The organism is Streptomyces sp. CB02056 (assembly GCF_001905545.1).
GTDB lineage: Bacteria > Actinomycetota > Actinomycetes > Streptomycetales > Streptomycetaceae > Kitasatospora.
On the sequence record NZ_LIPD01000006.1, the window covers coordinates 344,138 to 360,540 of the forward strand.

General features: G+C 75.4%; 17 protein-coding genes. 11 read left to right on the forward strand and 6 right to left on the reverse strand.

Annotated elements, in window-relative coordinates; translation table 11 throughout:
- Positions 1 to 5 precede the first annotated feature (5 nt).
- A complete protein-coding gene (locus AMK13_RS18640; protein WP_074003193.1) occupies positions 6 to 1,340 on the reverse strand; it encodes an ABC transporter substrate-binding protein in 1,335 nt (444 codons plus the stop codon).
- A gap of 153 nt (positions 1,341 to 1,493) precedes the next feature.
- Between AMK13_RS18640 and gcvPA the strand changes: the two genes are divergently transcribed.
- From gcvPA to AMK13_RS18665, 5 genes are all read left to right on the forward strand, one after another.
- Positions 1,494 to 2,867: an aminomethyl-transferring glycine dehydrogenase subunit GcvPA gene (gcvPA, locus tag AMK13_RS18645; RefSeq protein ID WP_074003194.1), complete on the forward strand. Its 1,374-nt coding sequence runs from the start codon at positions 1,494 to 1,496 to the stop codon at positions 2,865 to 2,867.
- Complete coding sequence (gcvPB, locus tag AMK13_RS18650; RefSeq protein WP_241852937.1) at positions 2,864 to 4,462, forward strand: aminomethyl-transferring glycine dehydrogenase subunit GcvPB; 1,599 nt, start codon at positions 2,864 to 2,866, stop codon at positions 4,460 to 4,462. Before gcvPA ends, gcvPB begins: the two co-directional genes overlap by 4 nt.
- Positions 4,459 to 5,664 carry an ATP-NAD kinase family protein gene (locus AMK13_RS18655; RefSeq protein WP_074003195.1) on the forward strand — a complete coding sequence of 402 codons (1,206 nt, stop codon included), beginning with the start codon at positions 4,459 to 4,461 and terminating at the stop codon, positions 5,662 to 5,664. Before gcvPB ends, AMK13_RS18655 begins: the two co-directional genes overlap by 4 nt.
- Positions 5,665 to 5,689: 25 nt before the next feature.
- Entirely contained in the window at positions 5,690 to 6,436 is a 747-nt protein-coding gene (locus AMK13_RS18660) for an SDR family NAD(P)-dependent oxidoreductase (protein ID WP_074003196.1), read from the forward strand.
- Positions 6,437 to 6,579: 143 nt separating this feature from the next.
- On the forward strand, positions 6,580 to 7,233 hold the full coding sequence (locus AMK13_RS18665; protein WP_049657573.1) for a GntR family transcriptional regulator: 654 nt from the start codon (positions 6,580 to 6,582) through the stop codon (positions 7,231 to 7,233).
- A gap of 36 nt (positions 7,234 to 7,269) precedes the next feature.
- Here AMK13_RS18665 and AMK13_RS18670 read toward each other — a convergent pair whose 3' ends face one another.
- Both AMK13_RS18670 and AMK13_RS18675 read right to left on the reverse strand, forming a co-directional pair.
- On the reverse strand, positions 7,270 to 8,022 hold the full coding sequence (locus tag AMK13_RS18670; RefSeq protein WP_074003197.1) for an MBL fold metallo-hydrolase: 753 nt from the start codon (positions 8,020 to 8,022) through the stop codon (positions 7,270 to 7,272).
- A gap of 34 nt (positions 8,023 to 8,056) precedes the next feature.
- Complete coding sequence (locus tag AMK13_RS18675; protein ID WP_074003198.1) at positions 8,057 to 9,061, reverse strand: GlxA family transcriptional regulator; 1,005 nt, start codon at positions 9,059 to 9,061, stop codon at positions 8,057 to 8,059.
- Positions 9,062 to 9,226: 165 nt separating this feature from the next.
- Between AMK13_RS18675 and AMK13_RS18680 the strand changes: the two genes are divergently transcribed.
- Positions 9,227 to 9,862: a DUF4937 domain-containing protein gene (locus tag AMK13_RS18680; RefSeq protein WP_074003199.1), complete on the forward strand. Its 636-nt coding sequence runs from the start codon at positions 9,227 to 9,229 to the stop codon at positions 9,860 to 9,862.
- Positions 9,863 to 9,898: 36 nt separating this feature from the next.
- Entirely contained in the window at positions 9,899 to 10,384 is a 486-nt protein-coding gene (locus AMK13_RS18685) for a hypothetical protein (RefSeq protein ID WP_074003200.1), read from the forward strand.
- A gap of 59 nt (positions 10,385 to 10,443) precedes the next feature.
- On the opposite strand, the gene AMK13_RS18690 is transcribed toward AMK13_RS18685, so the two are convergent.
- The gene (locus AMK13_RS18690) at positions 10,444 to 11,595 is read right to left on the reverse strand and encodes a hypothetical protein (RefSeq protein WP_074003201.1); all 1,152 of its coding nucleotides are present in this window, start codon (positions 11,593 to 11,595) and stop codon (positions 10,444 to 10,446) included.
- 115 nt (positions 11,596 to 11,710) lie between these two features.
- On the opposite strand from AMK13_RS18690, the gene tsaA reads away from it, so the two are divergent.
- Complete coding sequence (tsaA, locus tag AMK13_RS18695) at positions 11,711 to 12,157, forward strand: tRNA (N6-threonylcarbamoyladenosine(37)-N6)-methyltransferase TrmO (RefSeq protein ID WP_107418773.1); 447 nt, start codon at positions 11,711 to 11,713, stop codon at positions 12,155 to 12,157.
- A gap of 70 nt (positions 12,158 to 12,227) precedes the next feature.
- Here the strand turns inward: tsaA and AMK13_RS18700 are convergent, their stop codons facing one another.
- Together AMK13_RS18700 and AMK13_RS18705 are read right to left on the reverse strand one after the other, a co-directional pair.
- Positions 12,228 to 13,145, reverse strand: coding sequence for an aminoglycoside phosphotransferase family protein (locus AMK13_RS18700; protein ID WP_074003202.1), 918 nt, complete (start codon positions 13,143 to 13,145; stop codon positions 12,228 to 12,230).
- Between the two features lie 140 nt (positions 13,146 to 13,285).
- Positions 13,286 to 13,771 carry an ATP-binding protein gene (locus tag AMK13_RS18705; protein ID WP_074003203.1) on the reverse strand — a complete coding sequence of 162 codons (486 nt, stop codon included), beginning with the start codon at positions 13,769 to 13,771 and terminating at the stop codon, positions 13,286 to 13,288.
- Between the two features lie 453 nt (positions 13,772 to 14,224).
- Between AMK13_RS18705 and AMK13_RS18710 the strand changes: the two genes are divergently transcribed.
- The 3 genes from AMK13_RS18710 to AMK13_RS18720 all read left to right on the forward strand — a co-directional run bounded on the left by AMK13_RS18710 (position 14,225) and on the right by AMK13_RS18720 (position 16,327).
- The gene (locus tag AMK13_RS18710; RefSeq protein WP_074003204.1) at positions 14,225 to 14,884 is read left to right on the forward strand and encodes a phosphoribosyltransferase; all 660 of its coding nucleotides are present in this window, start codon (positions 14,225 to 14,227) and stop codon (positions 14,882 to 14,884) included.
- A 66-nt stretch (positions 14,885 to 14,950) separates the two neighbouring features.
- Positions 14,951 to 15,508 carry a GNAT family N-acetyltransferase gene (locus AMK13_RS18715; protein ID WP_074003205.1) on the forward strand — a complete coding sequence of 186 codons (558 nt, stop codon included), beginning with the start codon at positions 14,951 to 14,953 and terminating at the stop codon, positions 15,506 to 15,508.
- Positions 15,509 to 15,841: 333 nt separating this feature from the next.
- Positions 15,842 to 16,327: a hypothetical protein gene (locus AMK13_RS18720; RefSeq protein WP_143204568.1), complete on the forward strand. Its 486-nt coding sequence runs from the start codon at positions 15,842 to 15,844 to the stop codon at positions 16,325 to 16,327.
- Positions 16,328 to 16,403 lie beyond the last annotated feature (76 nt).

Here is a 16,403-nt window from a genome sequence, read left to right on the forward strand (position 1 = left end):
CCCGCCTACCCGACCGTCTGGCGGCCGGTCGCGGTGGCGATCTGGCGGGCGGCGGAGCGCAGGACGGTGCCCGGGTCGGCGCCGTTGTGCAGCACCTGGTTGACGGCGGTGGTGACGATGTCGCCGGCCTTGGAGTCGTCGGCGGTGAGCTCGACGGTGGGGATGGCGCGGGTGAGTCCGGCGAACAGCTGCATGGCCGGCTGGCCGCCGTAATAGGGGGCGGGCTGCTGGAAGTACGGGTCGTCCAGGGCGGGGAGGTAGGCGGGGAAGAGGCCTTCGTGCTGCATCATCGAGGCCTGGTTGGCCTTGTCGGCGAGCAGGAAGGAGAGGAAGGCCCAGGCCGTCTCCGGGTTCCGGCTCTGCGCGGTGACGCACAGGGTGGAGCCGCCGCTGTTGGAGGTGCGGGGGCCGCCGGGGGTGAAGGCGGGCAGCGGGACGACGCCGACCTTCCCCCCGAGGTCGGCCATGTCGCTGGTGAGGGTGCCGTCCCACCAGGCGGCGGTGGGGGTGGTGGCGGCCTTGCCGTCGTGGGTGCCGGAGACGAGCCCGGACCAGCCGTTCTCGAAGTCCACCAGGTCGCGGTCGACGAGCTGCTTGAGCAGGGTGAGCGCGCGTTCGGCGGCGGGGGTGGCGACGGCCACCTTGCCGTCGGTGAACCAGCGCTGGCCCTGCTGCTGGAGCAGCATGGCGAAGAAGCTGTCCTGTTTGGCGTCCAGGATGAGCAGCTTCCTGCCGGTGGCGGCCTTGAGCGCGGTGCCGGCGGTGAGGTAGTCGTCCCAGGTGGCGAGGCCGGCCGGGTCGATGCCGGCCTGCTGGAACAGGTCGCGCCGGTAGAACAGGGCGCACGGCCCGCTGTCCCAGGGCAGCGCGAAGACCTTGCCCTTGGCATCCGTGACGGTCCGCCAGGACGCCTCAGCGTACTGGGACTTGAGGCCTGCGGCGCGACTGGTGAGGTCGACCAGGCCGTTCGGGAAGTTGCCGATGTAGGTGGGCAGCTTGTGGCCCTCGACGGTGAGGATGTCGGGCAGCCCGCTGCCGGCGCCGAACCCGACGGAGATCTTGTCGTAGGCGTTGTCGTAGCCGATGTCCACCACGTCGACGGTGGTGCCGGGGTGGGCCTGTTCGAAGGCCTTGCCGAGCCGTTGCATGGCCTTGGCGGCGACGTCCCAGGACCAGATGACGACCTTGCCGGAGAGGGCGGCGCCCGGGCTGCCGGTGAGCTGCTTGGCACTGGTGCCGCCGGCGCCGCCGGTCGCGCAGCCGGTGGCGCCGGCCATCAGCAGCGCGCCGCCCGCGAGTCCGGCGGAGAGGATCCGGCGCCGTGCCGGACCTGATCTCAATTCGCCCTGGTCACGGGCTGGTTGGGGATCTTTTTTGTGCCGGGTTCGTGCGGACATCTTGCCTCCCGACTGGTGAATGCCGAATGCTGTATACAGAACTCAGCATTCACAACCCCGTCAAGGCTTGTGACTGAAATCGCGGAAGGTGCCAGCATGAGCACACGCGTCCCCCGAACCCACCCGTACATCCCCAACTCCGCCCCGCAGGTGAGGAAAGCGATGCTGGCGGAGGTCGGCGCCCAGGACGTCGAGGAGTTCTACGCCGACATCCCGGCCGCCCTCCGGCTGGACCGCCCGCTGCGGCTGCCCGAGCCGCTCGGCTCCGAGGCCCGGCTGGTCGCCCACATGGAGGAGCTGCTCTCCCGCAACACCGCCGTCCCGCCGGGCCGCAGCTTCCTCGGCGCCGGCTGCTACCGCCACCACGTGCCCGCCGTGGTGGACGAGATCGTCAACCGCAGCGAGTTCCTCACCGCCTACGCGGGCGAGCCGTACGAGGACCACGGCCGCTTCCAGGCACTGTGGGAGTACCAGTCGCTGATGGCCGAGCTGCTGGCCGTCGACGTCGTCAACGTGCCGACGTACGACGGGTTCCAGGCCGCCGCGACGGCGCTGCGGATGGCCGGACGGGCCACCGGGCGGCGCCGGCTGGTGCTGGTCGGCGCGATCGACCCGGACCGGATCTCACGGATCCGCGACTACGTCCGGGGCGTCCACGAGCTCGTCCTCGTCCCGGCCGATCCCGCCGCCGTCCGGGCCGCGCTCGCCGAGGGCGACGCGGCCGCCGTCTACGCCCAGCTCACCGACCACGACGGCCGGGTGGACCAGGATCTGCCGAGCTACATCGAACTCGCCCACCAGGCGGGCGCGTTGGCCGTCGCCCACGTCAACCCGCTCAGCCTCGGCGTGCTCACCCCGCCCGCCGAGCTCGGCGCCGACCTCACCTGCGGCGACCTCCAGCCGCTCGGCATCCACCCGAGCTACGGCGGCGGCAACGCGGGCTTCATCGGCAGCCCGGACGACGAGCGCCTGGTCGCCGAGTACCCGAGCCGGCTGTTCGGCCTCGTCCCCACCGACGTCCCCGGCGAGTACGGCTTCGGCGACGTCGCGTACGAGCGCACCTCCTTCGCGGTGCGCGAGGAGGGCAAGGAGTGGGTCGGCACCGCCGCCGCCCTGCACGGCATCGCCGCCGGGGTCTACCTCACGCTGATGGGCCCGCACGGCATGCGGGAGATCGGCGCGACGATCCTCGCCAACACCGCCTACGCCCGGCAGCGGCTGGCCGAGGTCCCCGGCGTGGAGCTCGCGGACCCGCGGGCCGTCCACTTCGCCGACTTCACCGTCCGCTACACCGGCGAGCGCACCGCCGCGGAGATCGCCGAGGCCCTGCTCGCCCGCGGCCTGCACGGCGGCACCCCGGTCGGGGCCGACGAGGCCGGCGCCCGTGAGGGCCGCTACTGCGTGACCGAGCTGCACACCCGGGCCGACATCGACCGCCTCGCCGACGCACTTGAGGAGATCGCGAAGTGACGAACCGTCAGAACAGCGAGCCGGTGGACCCGCGGATCGCCCCCAAACCCGCCCTGCGCCGCTTCCACCAGGCCCGCTGGGACGAGAAGCTCGTCTTCGAGCTCGGCGCCCCCGGCGAGCGCGGCGTCCTGCCCCCGCTGCCCGAGGCCGCCGTCACCGCCGCCGTCGGCGACCCGGCCGAACGGCTGCCCGCCGCGCTGCGCCGCGCCACACCGCCCGCCCTGCCCGAACTCGGCCAGCAGCAGGTGCTCCGGCACTACCTGCGGCTCTCCCAGGAGAACCTCGGCGCCGACCTCAACGTGGACGTCGGCCAGGGCACCTGCACCATGAAGTACAGCCCCAAGGTCAACGACACCTTCGTCCGCGACCCCCGGATCGCCGCCCTGCACCCCGCGCAGGACCCCTCCACCGTCCAGGGCGTGCTCGAACTCGTCCACCGGCTGGAGCAGTTGCTCAAGGAGGTCTCCGGCATGGACCGGGTCAGCCTCCAGCCCGGCGCGGGCTCGGCGGCGATCTGGACCAACGTCTCGGTGATCCGCGCCCACCACGCCGCGCGCGGCGAACTGGAGCAGCGCGACGAGATCATCACCACCGCCTTCTCCCACCCCTCCAACGCCGCCTGCGCCAAGACCGCCGGCTTCCGGGTGATCACCCTGCACCCCGACGCCGACGGCTACCCCGACATCGAGGCGCTGCGCGCCGCCGTCGGCCCGCGCACCGCCGCGCTGCTCATCACCAACCCCGAGGACACCGGCATCTACAACCCCCGGATCGCCGAGTTCGTCCGGATCGTCCACGAGGCCGGCGGCCTGTGCGCCTACGACCAGGCCAACGCCAACGGCATCCTCGGCATCACCCGGGCCCGCGAGGCCGGCTTCGACCTGTGCCACTTCAACCTCCACAAGACCTTCTCCACCCCGCACGCCTGCGGCGGACCGGCGGCCGGCGCCTGCGGCGTCACCGCCGAACTCGCGCCCTACCTGCCGCGCCCCACCGTCGAGTTCGACGGCGAGCGGTACGTCCTGGACGACGACCGGCCGGACTCGGTCGGCAAGATCCGCCCCTACCTGGGCGTCGTGCCGAACCTGGTGCGCGCCTACGCCTGGATCACGGCCCTGGGCGCCGAGGGGCTGCGCGAGGCCGCCGAGACCGCCGTGCTCAACAACAACTACCTGCTGCACCGGGTGCGGCGGATCCGCGGCGTCTCCGTCCCGTACGCCGAGGGCCGCCCCCGGGTCGAGCAGGTCCGCTACAGCTGGCAGCAGCTCAACGAGGACACCGGCCTGCACAGCGAGGACCTCGGCTACCGCGCCGCCGACTTCGGCACCCACTACTGGACCAGCCATCACCCGTACGTGGTCCCGGAGCCGATGACGCTGGAGCCCACCGAGTCCTACTCCCGGGCCGACCTGGACGAGTACGCGGCGATCCTCGCCGAGGTCGCCCGCGAGGCGTACGAGGACCCGGAGACCGTCCGCACCGCGCCGCACAACTCCACCGTGCACCGGATCCGGCACGAGCCGCTGGACGACCCGGCGGTCTGGGCGGTCAGCTGGCGCGCCTACCGCCGCAAGGTCCTGGGCGAGCGGCCGTGACCTCCGCCCCGGGCGCCCGGATCGGGCTGGTGGTCAACCCGGTCGCCGGCCTCGGCGGCCTGGTCGGCCTCAAGGGCAGCGACGGCGCCGAGGTCCAGCGGCGGGCCCTGGCGCTCGGGGCCCGGCCGCAGGCCGTCGCCCGGGCCTCGCTGACGATCAGTCAACTTCCGCCGGACGTCGAACTGATCACCGTCGACGGCCCGATGGGCGCCGCCGCGGTGCGGGCGGCCGGCCGGCCCGCGCGGGTCGTCCACCACAGCACCGGGCCGCGGGCCGCCGGGGCACCGGGCACCGGGGAACCGAGCACAGCCGCCGACACCCGGGCGGCGGTGCGCGCCCTGGTCGCGGCCGGCGCCGGGCTGCTGCTGTTCTGCGGCGGCGACGGCACCGCCCGCGACGTGCTGGACGCACTCGGGCCCGAGCCCCGGGTGCCGGTGCTCGGCATCCCCGCCGGGGTCAAGATGCACTCCGCCGTGTTCGCCGTCCACCCCCGGGCCGCCGCCGAGGTCGCGGCGGCCTGGGCGGCCGGCCGCGGCGTCCGGCTGACGGCCGCCGAGGTGGTGGACCGGGACGAGGCCGCGCTGCGGGCCGGCCGGGTCTCCGCCCGGCTGTACGGCCGACTGACCGTCCCCGTGCTGCCTGCCCGGGTCCAGCAGCGCAAGACCGGCAGCTCCGGGCCCGACCCGGGGACACCGGCCGGCCTCGCCGCCGAGGTCGCCGAACGCGTCGGCCCCGGCGGGCTGCTGCTCCTCGGGCCCGGCAGCACCACCTACGCGGTGGCCACCGCGCTCGGCGCGCCGGGCGCCAGCCTGACCGGCGTCGACCTGCTGCGGCTCGGCCCCGCGAGCGCCCTCGGCCCCGGCCACGCCGACGGCCTCGCCACCGCCGCCCGCCTCCTGATCCGCGACGCCCGGGCCGACCAGCTGCGCGCCCTGCCCACCACCCCCTGCATCGCCCTCTCCCCGATCGGCGGCCAGGGCTTCCTGCTCGGCCGCGGCAACCAGCAGCTCACCCCCGAACTGCTGCGCGCCGCGGGCCGGGAACGGCTGCTGGTGCTCGCCACCGAGGCGAAGCTCGCCGCCCTGGCGGGCCGCCCGCTGCTGCTGGACACCGGCGACCCCGACCTGGACGACGCCCTCTCCGGCCACGTCCGGGTGATCACCGGCCGCCGCTCCGGCGCCGTGTACCGCCTCTCCGCCTGACCTCCCACCCACAGAGGAGCCCCCCATGATCGACCTGCACGACAAGCGCGCGATCGTCACCGGCGCCGCCTCCGGCATCGGCCGGGCCACCGCCGCCCTGCTCGCCGAACTCGGCGCCGCCGTCGTCCTCCTCGACCTCGACGCCGAGCGCGGCGAACAGGCCGCCAAGGAGATCGGCGGCACCTTCGTCCGCTGCGACGTCTCCCGGCGCGCCGACTGCGAGCGGGCCGTCAGCACCGCTGTCGAGCAACACGGCGGCGTGGACGTACTGTTCAACAACGCGGGCATCATCCGCCGCTCCACCGTCACCGAGATCAGCGACGAGGACTGGGACCTGGTGATGGCCGTCAACGTCCGCTCGATCATGCTGCTCAGCGGGCTGGTGGTGCCGCTGATGGCCGCGAGCGGCGGCGGCAGCATCGTCAACACCGGATCCGGCTGGGGCATCAAGGGCGGCGGCCGGGCCATCTCCTACTGCGCCTCCAAGGGCGCCGTGGTCAACATGACCCGGGCGATGGCCATCGACCACGGCCCGGACAACATCCGGGTCAACTGCGTCTGCCCGGGCGACACCGACACCGGCATGCTCGCCGAGGAGGCCCGCCAACTCGGCGAGAGCCCCGACGCCTTCTACACCGACGCCGCCGACCGCCCGCTCGGCCGGATCGGCCAGCCCCGGGACATCGCGCAGACCGTCGCCTTCCTGGCCAGCGACGCCGCCGCCTTCGTCAGCGGCGCGGTCATCGCCGTGGACGGCGCCGGTACGGCCTGACCGCCTGACCGACCACCCGCCAGGACCCGGCCCGGGCGGTCGGGCACCGACGGCCGGGCGCCCGCCCGCTGGTGGCCGGCCGCCCGGCCACCGGTGCCGGTCGCCCGGCCGGTACGCTACCGACCAGGAAGAAGGGAAGCCCGATGGCGATCGAGCGGCGTCCGCTGCGCGAGCAGGTCAAGGACGAACTCCTGGAGCAGCTCGGCCGCGGCCGGTTCACCCCCGGCGAGTCGATCAACGAGGTCCAGCTCGCCGAGGAACTGGGCGTGAGCCGAACCCCCCTGCGCGAGGCCCTGATCAGCCTGGAGCGCGAGGGCATCATCACCAGCGAACGCGGCAAGGGCTTCCGCTTCGCCCCCACCGGCAAACAGGAGTTCCTCGACCTCACCGCGATCGTCATCGCCCTGGAGTCGCTGGCCCTGCGCACCTCCGACCCGGCCCACCTGGCCGAGATCGCCCCCCGGCTGCTCGCCGAGGCCCGCGCCTTCTCCGCCCCGCAGGCCCCGCACGGCACGATAGAGCGCCACGACGACGCCTGGCACGCCCTGCTGCTCTCCGGCTGCGCCAATGCCCGGCTGCGCGAGATGATCGACTCGCTGAAGCTCACCCTGCACCGCTACGAGCGGGTGGTGGTCGGCGACCACGAGATCCTGGAGCGCGCCGCCGAGGAGCACGAGCGGATCGCCCAGTGCCTGCTGGACGGCGACATCGACCAGGCCGTCGCCGCGCTGGAGGCCAACTGGACCGGCGGCATGGAACGCATCCTGCACCGGCTGCCCCCGGTCGCCGCGTTCTGAGCCGCCTGCCCCGGGCGCCGCGTTCGAGCCGGCCCGTCAGCCCAGCAGTTCCGGGACGCCCGGGGCGAGCCAGTGCAGCCGGTCGGCCAGGCCGGCCGCCTCGAACCGCGCGGTGGTCTCCGCCCGCCCCTCGGTGAAGTGCTCCCACGAGGTGTAGTGGACGGGGACGACCCGGCGGGCACCGAGCGAGGCGGTGAGCGCGGCGGCCTGCGCCCCGTCCATGGTGATCAGCGCACCGCCGCCGAAGGCCCCGATCCGGGCCGCGCCGAGGTGCAGGAAGGCCGTACCGATCCGGAACTTCCGCCCCACCGCGTCCAGTTCGGGGATGTGGACGGTGTCACCCGAGATGTAGAGCGCCTCCTCCTCACCGGGCACCTCGACCACGAAGCCGGTCACGTCCCCGACCGGACCGTGCAGGCCCGGCGTGCCGGTCACCCGCAGGGTCCGGCCGTCCACCGTCAGGGTGCGGCTCTGCCAGGGCGCCAGCCCGAGCGCGCCGCCGCCGATCCGGGCGGCCCCGCTGACGGTGGTCAGCACCGGCCGCCCGGCGAGCAGGGTCCGGCCGGTGGCGTCCAGGTTGTCGGGGTGCTCGTCGTGGCTGAGCAGCACGGCGTCCACCGGCGGCAGCTCGTGCGCACCGATCGCCGGGGCGCCGGTGCTACGCAGGACCACCGGGTCGTGCCGGTACTCGGCCGGAGCCGGATCGAAGACGGGGTCGGTGAGCAGCCGCAGCCCGCCGACCTCCAGCAGGACGGTCGCGGTGCCGATGTGGGTGGCCTTGATCTTCACAGTGCTCTTTCCCTAGCGGTGAATTGACGGTCAATCAGTTTTCGGCCCGGACGCGGAAGCGGCTCCGGTAGTCCCCCGGCGTGGTGGAGAGCCGGTCCCGGAACACCCGGTGCAGGGTCTCGACGGAGCCGAAGCCGCAGGCCCGGGCGACCCCGGGCAGCGGGTGGTCGGTGCGCTCCATCAGCCGGCGCGCCGCCTCCAGCCTCAGCCCCTCGACGTACGCCCCGGGCGTCGTACCGGTCTCCGTACGGAACACCCGGGCGAAGTGCCGCTCGCTCATGGCGAGCCGGCCGGCGAGTACGGGCACCGACAGGTCGCCGTCCAGGTGCTCGCCGATCCAGCGGCGCAGGTCCCGCAGGTCCACCCGGCCGCCCGGGTGGTGGGCCAGCGGCACGCTGAACTGGCTCTGGCCACCCGGGCGTTGCAGGTACATCACCATGATCCTGGCGATCTCCAGCGCGAGGTCGTCGCCGTGGTCCTCGGCGACCAGCGCCAGGGTGAGGTCCATCGAGGTGCTCAGGCCGGCGCTGGTCCACATCCGCCCGGAGCGGATGAACACCGGATCGGCGTCCACCTCGACGGCCGGGTGGTCGGCGGCCAGCCGCTCGGCGGTCGCCCAGTGGGTGGTCGCGCGGTGCCCGTCCAGCAGCCCGGCCGCCGCCGTCACGTGCGCGCCCGCGCAGACCGAGGCGACCCGTCCGGCCCGTGGCCCGGCCTCCCGCAGCCAGGCCACCACGGCCTGGTCCACCCGGGGCACCGGCCCGTCCGGCCCCAGGTCCACCCGGCCCGGCACCAGCACCGTGTCCGCGCGGACCCGCGCCTGCGCCAGCGTCCCGGTCACGTGCAGCGGCACCCCCGAGAAGGTCTCCACCGGCCCGCTCCGCTCGGCGCACACCCGCACCTCGTACCCGGGCCGCCCGGGCGGCAGCAGCCGGCCGGCCAGCGCGAAGATCTCGGCGGGCCCGGCCACGTCCAGCGCGTTCACCCCGGGGAACACCGGGACCACGACCAGATGCGGCAGGCGGAGTGCGTCGTCCATGCCCCCACCCTCGCCCGGAGGCGGCTCTGGCGGCAATGACGGGAGTCTGCAAGATCCAGCCATCGGCCCTCATCCGACAAAGAGGACCTACGCCCCCGGCCGTACCGCCCCCGCGACCAGCGCCCGATTGACCCTCCTCCGCCTCCCGGCGGCAGGATGGCCCGCATGTGGGGCAAGTGGATCGACTGCCGGGTACGGCCCGGAGCACACGAGGCGTTCGCCGCCGGCCAGCGCCGCTGGTCGGCGATCTCCGACCAGCCGGGCCTGGTCGGCCAGGCCGGCGGCTGGGCACCGGACGGCGACCGCGCCCTCCTGCTCGCCCTGTGGGCCGACGAGCCCGCCTACACCCGCTTCCTGCGCGAACGCCACGACCGGGCCGCCGCCGCCCAGCACTCCGCCTACAGCGCGATCGAGGTCGCCACCGGACCGGTCGTCCTCACCATGCCGGGCGGCTCCCCGTCCCTCCCCGACGCCCTCACCCGCGCCACCGTCCTGCGGGCCGCCGACTGCCGCCTCCGCCCGGGGCGCGCCGACCACTTCCTCGACGTCCAACGCCGCCTCTGGGCCCCGGGCATGGCCGCCGCCGACGGCATGCTCGGCGGCGCCGTCACCCGCCTCGCACCCGACCGCTACCTCGTCACCACCCTCTGGACCACCCCCGCCGCCCACCACGCCTACACCACCGACCACCTCCCCGCCCTGCTCCCCCGCGCCGCCGTCCCCACCGACGTCCACACCCTCACCGGGCACCTGCTCCCGCTCGAACCGTCCTGGCTGGTCCTCCCCGTCCGGTCGCCGTAGCGGGGCCTGTCAGGGGCCGGCCCTACACTCCGGGCCATGTCACTGCCGCACTCCGTAGGCTCCGTCGACGACCAGCTGTCGGTCCTCGACTCCCTCCTCGCCGCCCCGTTCCCCGAGCGCGCGGACACGAGGACCGAGCACGGCTGGGGCGGCCCCGGGCACCAGCTCGCCGTGCTCCGGGCGAGCCGCGACTTCTGGGACGACCCGGGCCCCGAAACCGTCACCGAGGCCGAGGACGAACTCGAAACCGACCTCACCGCCCTGACCGCCGTCCTGACCGACCGCTGGGGCGCCCCGGACACGATCGACCTCTGGTCCCACCTCGGGTACGACCAGCCGGACTTCGCCGACACCGACGGGCCCGAGCCGCTGGTCTCCCTGGCCTCCCTCGTCTTCCACCTGCCGGTGTGGCGGGTGCCGTCCACCGGGCGCTGGGTGGGCCTGATCATCGGGCAGGCCGACCGGGAGTTCCCGCTCGAACTCCTGGTCGCGATCGGCGAGGAGTCCTGCCTGCCGCGGTGAGACCCCTCGCGCCGTCGCCGCCGGACCGGGCGCCGACCGCCCGGGGCCGGGCCGCGCCGTCACCCCGGCGCCCCCGGCCGGTGGGCGTCGCAGTACCAGCCGCCCGGATACAGCCGGGCTCCCGACGCTCCGCACGGGATCCGGCCCGCCGAGCAGATCTCCCGCCGCACCGGCGGGATCACCCGATCGGAGGTGAGCGGCTCACCCACCGGGTCGTACGGGTCCCCGGGCAGCAGCAGCCGATGCGGCGGGCGGTGCGGAGCGCGGCGCCGCTCCGGCACCCGCGGCTGGTCGGCCCCGCGCTGACGCGGGACCACCGGCCGGTCCGTCCGGTCCGCCAGCACCCCGCCGTTGGCGAGGAAGCGGCGCCGGTCCGCCTCGGGCGCCCAGAAGCGCAGCGGGCCGCCGTTCCGGGTCCGTTGGGTGATCGGCACATACACGCCGCCGGCGACCCGGCGCACGAAGTCGTCGATCCGCGGGACCAGCACCGCCCACGTCGGGTGCCACCGCCCGCAGCGGCCGCCGCCGCGCACCTGGCAGGGCCGCGGGCTGACGCGGTCGCACTTCAGCAGTTGGAGGGTCCGCACCCCGCCGCGCAGCAGCAGGTCGCGGTCCTCGCGGATGGCCCGGGCCGGCAGGTTGTCGGTGCGCACCCAGTGGACCTGGTCGATGAGCGGCGCGTTCGGGTCGACGGTGTGCCAGACCGCGGTGATGCCGTCCTCCCGCGCCAGCCGGTTCCGACGCCGGACGGACTGCGCGCTGACGTAGGAGAGTTGGGGCTCGAACCCGAACCGGCGGCCGTCCGCGCCGGTGACCAGGACGGCGGGCCGCCGCCCGTCGGCCGTCCCGGCCCCGATCTCGACGGCGTGCCCGTCGCTCGCGGCGGCCCGGGCGTAGCGCTCCTGGTAGGCCTCGCGCTGCTCGTCCTGGGCAGCGGTGTGGGCCCGGCGGTGCGGGTTGTGGTGGGAGGCGATGCGCCGACCGCGCCGGAACGACAGGTACATCCACTCCGGCTGCTCGGGGCGGGCGTCCCGGCAGGTGGGGCAGAGCAGCCCGCGCTGGGCCACCGGCCGCCGGTCGGCGCGCAGCCGGTGCCACAGGCCGGGCTGTTCGGGGACACCGAGGTCGTCTCGGTCGAGGTCGAGGAGGCGGTCGAGGTCGGTGTTGAAGACCAGGTTGCGCGTAGGGAGTTCACCGTCGTACTCGTTCATGGCGTCTCATCTCTGCCATCAACCACGAGAGGGAACTTCCAGTCTGCACCGGGGCACCGACACCCGAGCCCGCTACCGTGCTGCCGGACGGAGCCGAGGGTGCACGGAGGGCGCAATGACGGACAGGGGTTTGCGGGAGCGGAACCAGCGGGAGCGCGGGTTCGAGGTGCGGGCGATCGGGTGGGTGGAGTCGCCCTTGCTGGAGCGGGCGGGGGCGCCGAGGCAGGGGGACGAGGGCGCGCCGGAGGCGTGGGTGGCCTTCGAGGCCGAGGTGGAGCGGGGGCTGCGGGACCTGGTGGCCGGGCAGGAGGTGCTGTTGCTGACCTGGCTGCACCGGGCGGACCGGGAGATCTTGGCGGTGCGTCCGCGCGGGGACCGCTCCCGGCCGGAGACCGGGGTGTTCGCGACCCGCTCGCCGGACCGGCCGAACCCGATCGGGCTGCACCGGGTCACCGTCCTGGCCGTGGACGGCCCGCGGCTGCGGGTCAGCGGACTGGAGGCGATCGACGGCACCCCGGTGCTGGACGTGAAGCCGGTGCTGCCCGGGCTCGCCGAGCGGTAGCGGGGGTCGGCGGGGGCGGCGGGGGGCGCCGTCGCCGGCACGGGCAGCGCATGACGGTGGCAGCGCGTTGTCAGCGGCCCGCCGTGGCGACGAGGCGGGCCAGGGCGGCCCGGGCGGGTGGGCCCCAGGTGGGCTTGCCGCCGGGGCGGCCGTGGTCACCGGCGTGGCCGATGCGCAGGCAGGAGAGGGCGCGCAGCACCGCCCAGCCGCGGGCGCGGCGCAGGGTGGCGGGGTCCGGGGCGGGCCGGTAGGCCGCGTGGAAGCGGTCGGCGGCGCCGTCCGGCAGCAGGATCCAGGCGGCGGCGAGGTCACCGGCCGGGTCACCGGCGAAGAGGTCGCCGAAGTCGATCACACCGCAGAAGGTGCCGTCGGCGGTGAGCACGTTGGCCGGGTGCAGGTCGCCGTGGAGCCACAGGTCCGGGCCCGTCCACTCCGGCGCGGTGACGGCGTCCTCCCAGACCGCGCGGACGGCCTCCGGGTCGGGGAGCAGCCCCAGTTCGATGGCCGAGGCGAGCTGCCTGGCGAAGCCCTCGGCGTGGTCGGCCAGCGGTCCGCCGCGGCCGCGACCGGCGGGCGCACCGTCGGGGGCGGGGCGGTGAAGGGCGGTCAGGAAGGCGGCCAGGGTGTCGGCGGCCCGCGCGGCGCGGGTGGCGGGCGCGCGGTCGGCGGGCTCGCCCGGCACCCAGGTGGTGACGATCCACGGCCGCGGGAACCGCTCGGAGGGCTCGCCGAAGCGCTGTGGGACGGGGACGGGCAGCGGCAGGTGCGGGGCGAGGGCGGGCAACCAGGCGTGCTCCTTGCGCAGCAGCTCGTCCGCCGACGTCGTCGCCCAGGGCAGCCGGACGGCGAGGTCGTCGCCGAGCCGCCACAGCTGGTTGTCCCAACCGCGCGCGCCGAGCGTCACGGGATGGTCGGCCAGGTCGGGGTGCTGGTCGCGCAGCAGCGCGCGGACCAGCTCAGCGGTGATGTCGGTCCCGGTGTCGGTCATGCCGGGCAACGGTAGTCGGGCAGCGGGGGGCGGTGCCACGGGAACGGGAAAGGGCGCGCCGGGCCCCGGAGTTCGCCGGGTGCCGCGCGCCGGCTGCGGAGCGACGGAAACACCCGGGGCGAGGACGAGGAGGAGCGCGATCAGCCCGGCCGTTCCGGCTGCCCGTCCGCACCGGCCGCCGTCAGGGCCGGCGGGCGCGACACCTCCAGCCAGACCAGCTTCCCGCCGGCCTCGGGCCGGGAGCCCCAGGCGGCGGAGAGCCGGTCCACCACCCGCAGTCCGTGCCCGCCCGGGCGGCCCGTACCGGCGGACGGGCGCAGGCACGGCGGGACGGGGCTGGCGTCCGCGACCTCCACCCGCAGCCGGGCACCGTCCCAGTGGAGCCGCAGCTCGCTCGGGCCGCCGGGAGCGTACAGACAGGCGTTGGCGACCAGCTCGGCGACCATCAGCAGGACGTCCTCGGCGGCGGCCCGCCGGTCCTCGTCGACGGCCGGCAGCCACTGCCAGGACACCAGCGCCCGTCGGCTGAACTCGCGGCTGCGCCGCACCGTGCCGGGGCCGCCTTCCAGCGCCAGTCGCCTGACCTGCTCCCGGCCTGGCGGCCCACCGTTCCCGGGGCGGTCCACGGCCTGCCTCCTCACCTCGGTTCGGCCCGGCCGGTGCGCTGGTGGCCGGGGTGGAGCCGTGGCACGCGGTCGGCCCCGATTCTCGCGAGCAGCCGTGGCCCGGCCGTCCGAGCCGCCGATCGCGCCTCCGGCCGGGCGTCCGGCTCGTGGTCCGGCGGGGACGGCGCGGGGCCGTCACCGGGTGCACGGTGCCAGGCGGGCCTCACCACTGGTACGAGCGGGAGCACCGTCCGTCGGCCGTCCATGCCCCGCGCCTGCCCGTTCCCCGCCGGTGCACACGCGCCGTCCGTTCCGTACCGCGCCCGGATCGCGCCCGGACGTTAGAGCCCGCCGCAACGGGGCAGCCGCCCCGGTGACGGGGCGGAACGGACGGCGCCCGCGGGCCGCTCGCCCGTCCGCACCACCCCGGTCCCAGCCGAGCCGCTCGAACACCTGGAGGACGAGGAGGGGCCCGTGAGATTCCTCGACCGCAGCGCCGCCGGCCACCAGCTGGCCCTCAGCCTCGCCCCGCTGCTGGGCGGGCGGGCCGGTGCCGAGCTGGTGGTCCTCGGCCTGGCCCCCGGCGGGCTGCCGGTGGCGGCCGAGGTCGCCGAGTCGCTGGGCGCCCCGCTCGACGCCACGGTGGTCCGGCCGCTGGCCGTGCCCGGCCACGACCGCCCGGTCGGCGCGATCGCCGACGGCGACCCGCCGCTGCTCGACCGGTACGCCCTGGAGAGCCTCGGGATCACCTCGGCCGAGCTGGACGCGAGCGTCAAACGGGAGCGGGTCGAGGTCCACCGCCGCGAGGCGCTCTACCGCCCGGGCCGGGCCCGGCTCCCGCTGTGCGGGCGCATCGCCGTCCTGGTCTCCGACGGGCTGACCGACGCGCTCACCGCCCGGGCGGCCCTCCACGCCCTGGCCGCCGACCACCCGGAGCGGCTGATCCTCGCGGCGCCGGTCGGCGACGCCCGGATCGCGGCCGACCTGCGCCGGGACGTGGACGCGGTGGTCTGCCTGCACCTGCCCCGCTACGCGCACGCCGCCGGGCCCTGGTACGGCGAGTTCCACGAGGTCACCGACCGCGAGGCGGCCGTCCTGCTGCAGCGGCGCACCCCGACGGACGGCCCGGACTGACGATCGGACGGCCCCGGCCCGAAAACCCGTTTGCCCGGCGAGGCGTGCACGGACCATCCTCCTGCCATGACCCATCCCCAGCACGTCATCGCCCTGGACGGGGCCACCCTGCGCCGCTTCGACGGCGAGGCGGACCTGCCCGAGTTCTTCGCCGTCATCGAGGAGTCGCTGGAGCACCTGCGGCCCTGGATGCCCTGGGTGGGCGAGCACAGCCGCGCCAAGACCGCCGAGTTCCTCGCCGGCCGCGCGGAACTCTGGGCGAACGGGCGGGACTTCACGTACGCGATCGTGCTCGACGGCGCGATCGTCGGTGCCTGCGGGCTGTTCCGGCGCGAGGACACCCCGGACGAGGTCCGCGAGATCGGCTACTGGCTGCACCCTGCCGTCACCGGGCGCGGGCTGGCCACCCGGACGGCGCGGGCCCTGGCCGACGAGGCCTTCCGCCTCCCCGGGGTGGAGGCCGTCGAGATCGTCCACGACCCGGCCAACCGGGCCAGCGGCGCCGTCCCGGCCCGCCTCGGCTTCACCGAGCACCTGCGCCGTCCCGCGGAGGCGCTCGCCCCGGCGGAGACCGGGGAGGAACTGGTCTGGCGACTGACCAAGGAACGGGCCTCGGCTCAATAACCCGGTGACCCCGGCGGTCCGCAGCCAGGGGGGAGCGTGCGGACCGCCGGGTGCGCCGGCCGGACGGGACGGTCCGGCGGCGCGTCGGGGGCGGACGCGGTCGGAGACCTCTGGCTCCGCGCGGAGCGCCCCATCTCGCGCTCCGCGTTCCCGCCATGGACCTCACCCACGGCATCGCGCGTTCACTCCCGTGCCCAGGAGACCCTCCCCGCCCTCGCCGATAACACTTTCTTCCGACTCTTCCGATCGCGCTCCGGATGAAGCCAGTTGACGATTCATCACACCATCTGAGGCGCGCTATGGCGGAGCAGGAAGTCGGGCTAGGATCACGGCATGGTCACCGCCCGGTCGCCGTTGCGTACACGACGCGCCCACCCCCGAGGGGTGGCGGCGCGGCTGTTCTGGCTGGGCGCCCTGCTGATGGCCGTGTTCGCGTCCCACGGGTTCAGCGCGGAGACCGGCGCCGGGCACACCGATCCGATCCGGATCGTCTGGTCCGCCCACGCCACGGCGGCGGGCGACAGCCCCCAGGCTCCGAACGCCCCGAAGGCTCCGCAGCCCACGCGGCCCGCCCACCAGCAGGAGCACGGCGAGGACGCCGACCACCCCGGCGGCGAGTGCCTGTCCGGGAAGCCCGAGGACGGCCCCGACGCCGAGGCCGCCTGGTCGGCCGTCGCCGCCCAGCCCACCCTCGGGGACGCCGCACCGGCGCCCGACCCGACGGGCCCGACGGCCGGAGGCACCGGAGACGCCGGAGCCGGGAGCACCGCTCCCGGAACACTCGAACCCCCGCACCGGATCGCCCGGCTGAGGGTCTAGACCGGCCCCGGGCCGCGCCCCGCCCCCGCCCGCCTCGCGGCGCGCGGGCCGGCGCCCGTCACCCGCGTCCGCCCCC

What these genes read in the sequence shown, in the direction of transcription:
- gcvPA (WP_074003194.1), top strand. Translation starts at nt 1,494, where the DNA reads ATGAGCACACGCGTCCCCCGAACCCACCCGTACATCCCCAACTCCGCC.
- AMK13_RS18680 (WP_074003199.1), top strand. Translation starts at nt 9,227, where the DNA reads ATGTGGGGCAAGTGGATCGACTGCCGGGTACGGCCCGGAGCACACGAG.
- AMK13_RS18690 (WP_074003201.1), bottom strand. Translation starts at nt 11,595, where the DNA reads ATGAACGAGTACGACGGTGAACTCCCTACGCGCAACCTGGTCTTCAAC.
- AMK13_RS18675 (WP_074003198.1), bottom strand. Translation starts at nt 9,061, where the DNA reads ATGGACGACGCACTCCGCCTGCCGCATCTGGTCGTGGTCCCGGTGTTC.
- AMK13_RS18665 (WP_049657573.1), top strand. Translation starts at nt 6,580, where the DNA reads ATGGCGATCGAGCGGCGTCCGCTGCGCGAGCAGGTCAAGGACGAACTC.
- AMK13_RS18715 (WP_074003205.1), top strand. Translation starts at nt 14,951, where the DNA reads ATGACCCATCCCCAGCACGTCATCGCCCTGGACGGGGCCACCCTGCGC.
- AMK13_RS18720 (WP_143204568.1), top strand. Translation starts at nt 15,842, where the DNA reads ATGGTCACCGCCCGGTCGCCGTTGCGTACACGACGCGCCCACCCCCGA.
- AMK13_RS18700 (WP_074003202.1), bottom strand. Translation starts at nt 13,145, where the DNA reads ATGACCGACACCGGGACCGACATCACCGCTGAGCTGGTCCGCGCGCTG.
- tsaA (WP_107418773.1), top strand. Translation starts at nt 11,711, where the DNA reads ATGACGGACAGGGGTTTGCGGGAGCGGAACCAGCGGGAGCGCGGGTTC.
- AMK13_RS18660 (WP_074003196.1), top strand. Translation starts at nt 5,690, where the DNA reads ATGATCGACCTGCACGACAAGCGCGCGATCGTCACCGGCGCCGCCTCC.
- AMK13_RS18685 (WP_074003200.1), top strand. Translation starts at nt 9,899, where the DNA reads ATGTCACTGCCGCACTCCGTAGGCTCCGTCGACGACCAGCTGTCGGTC.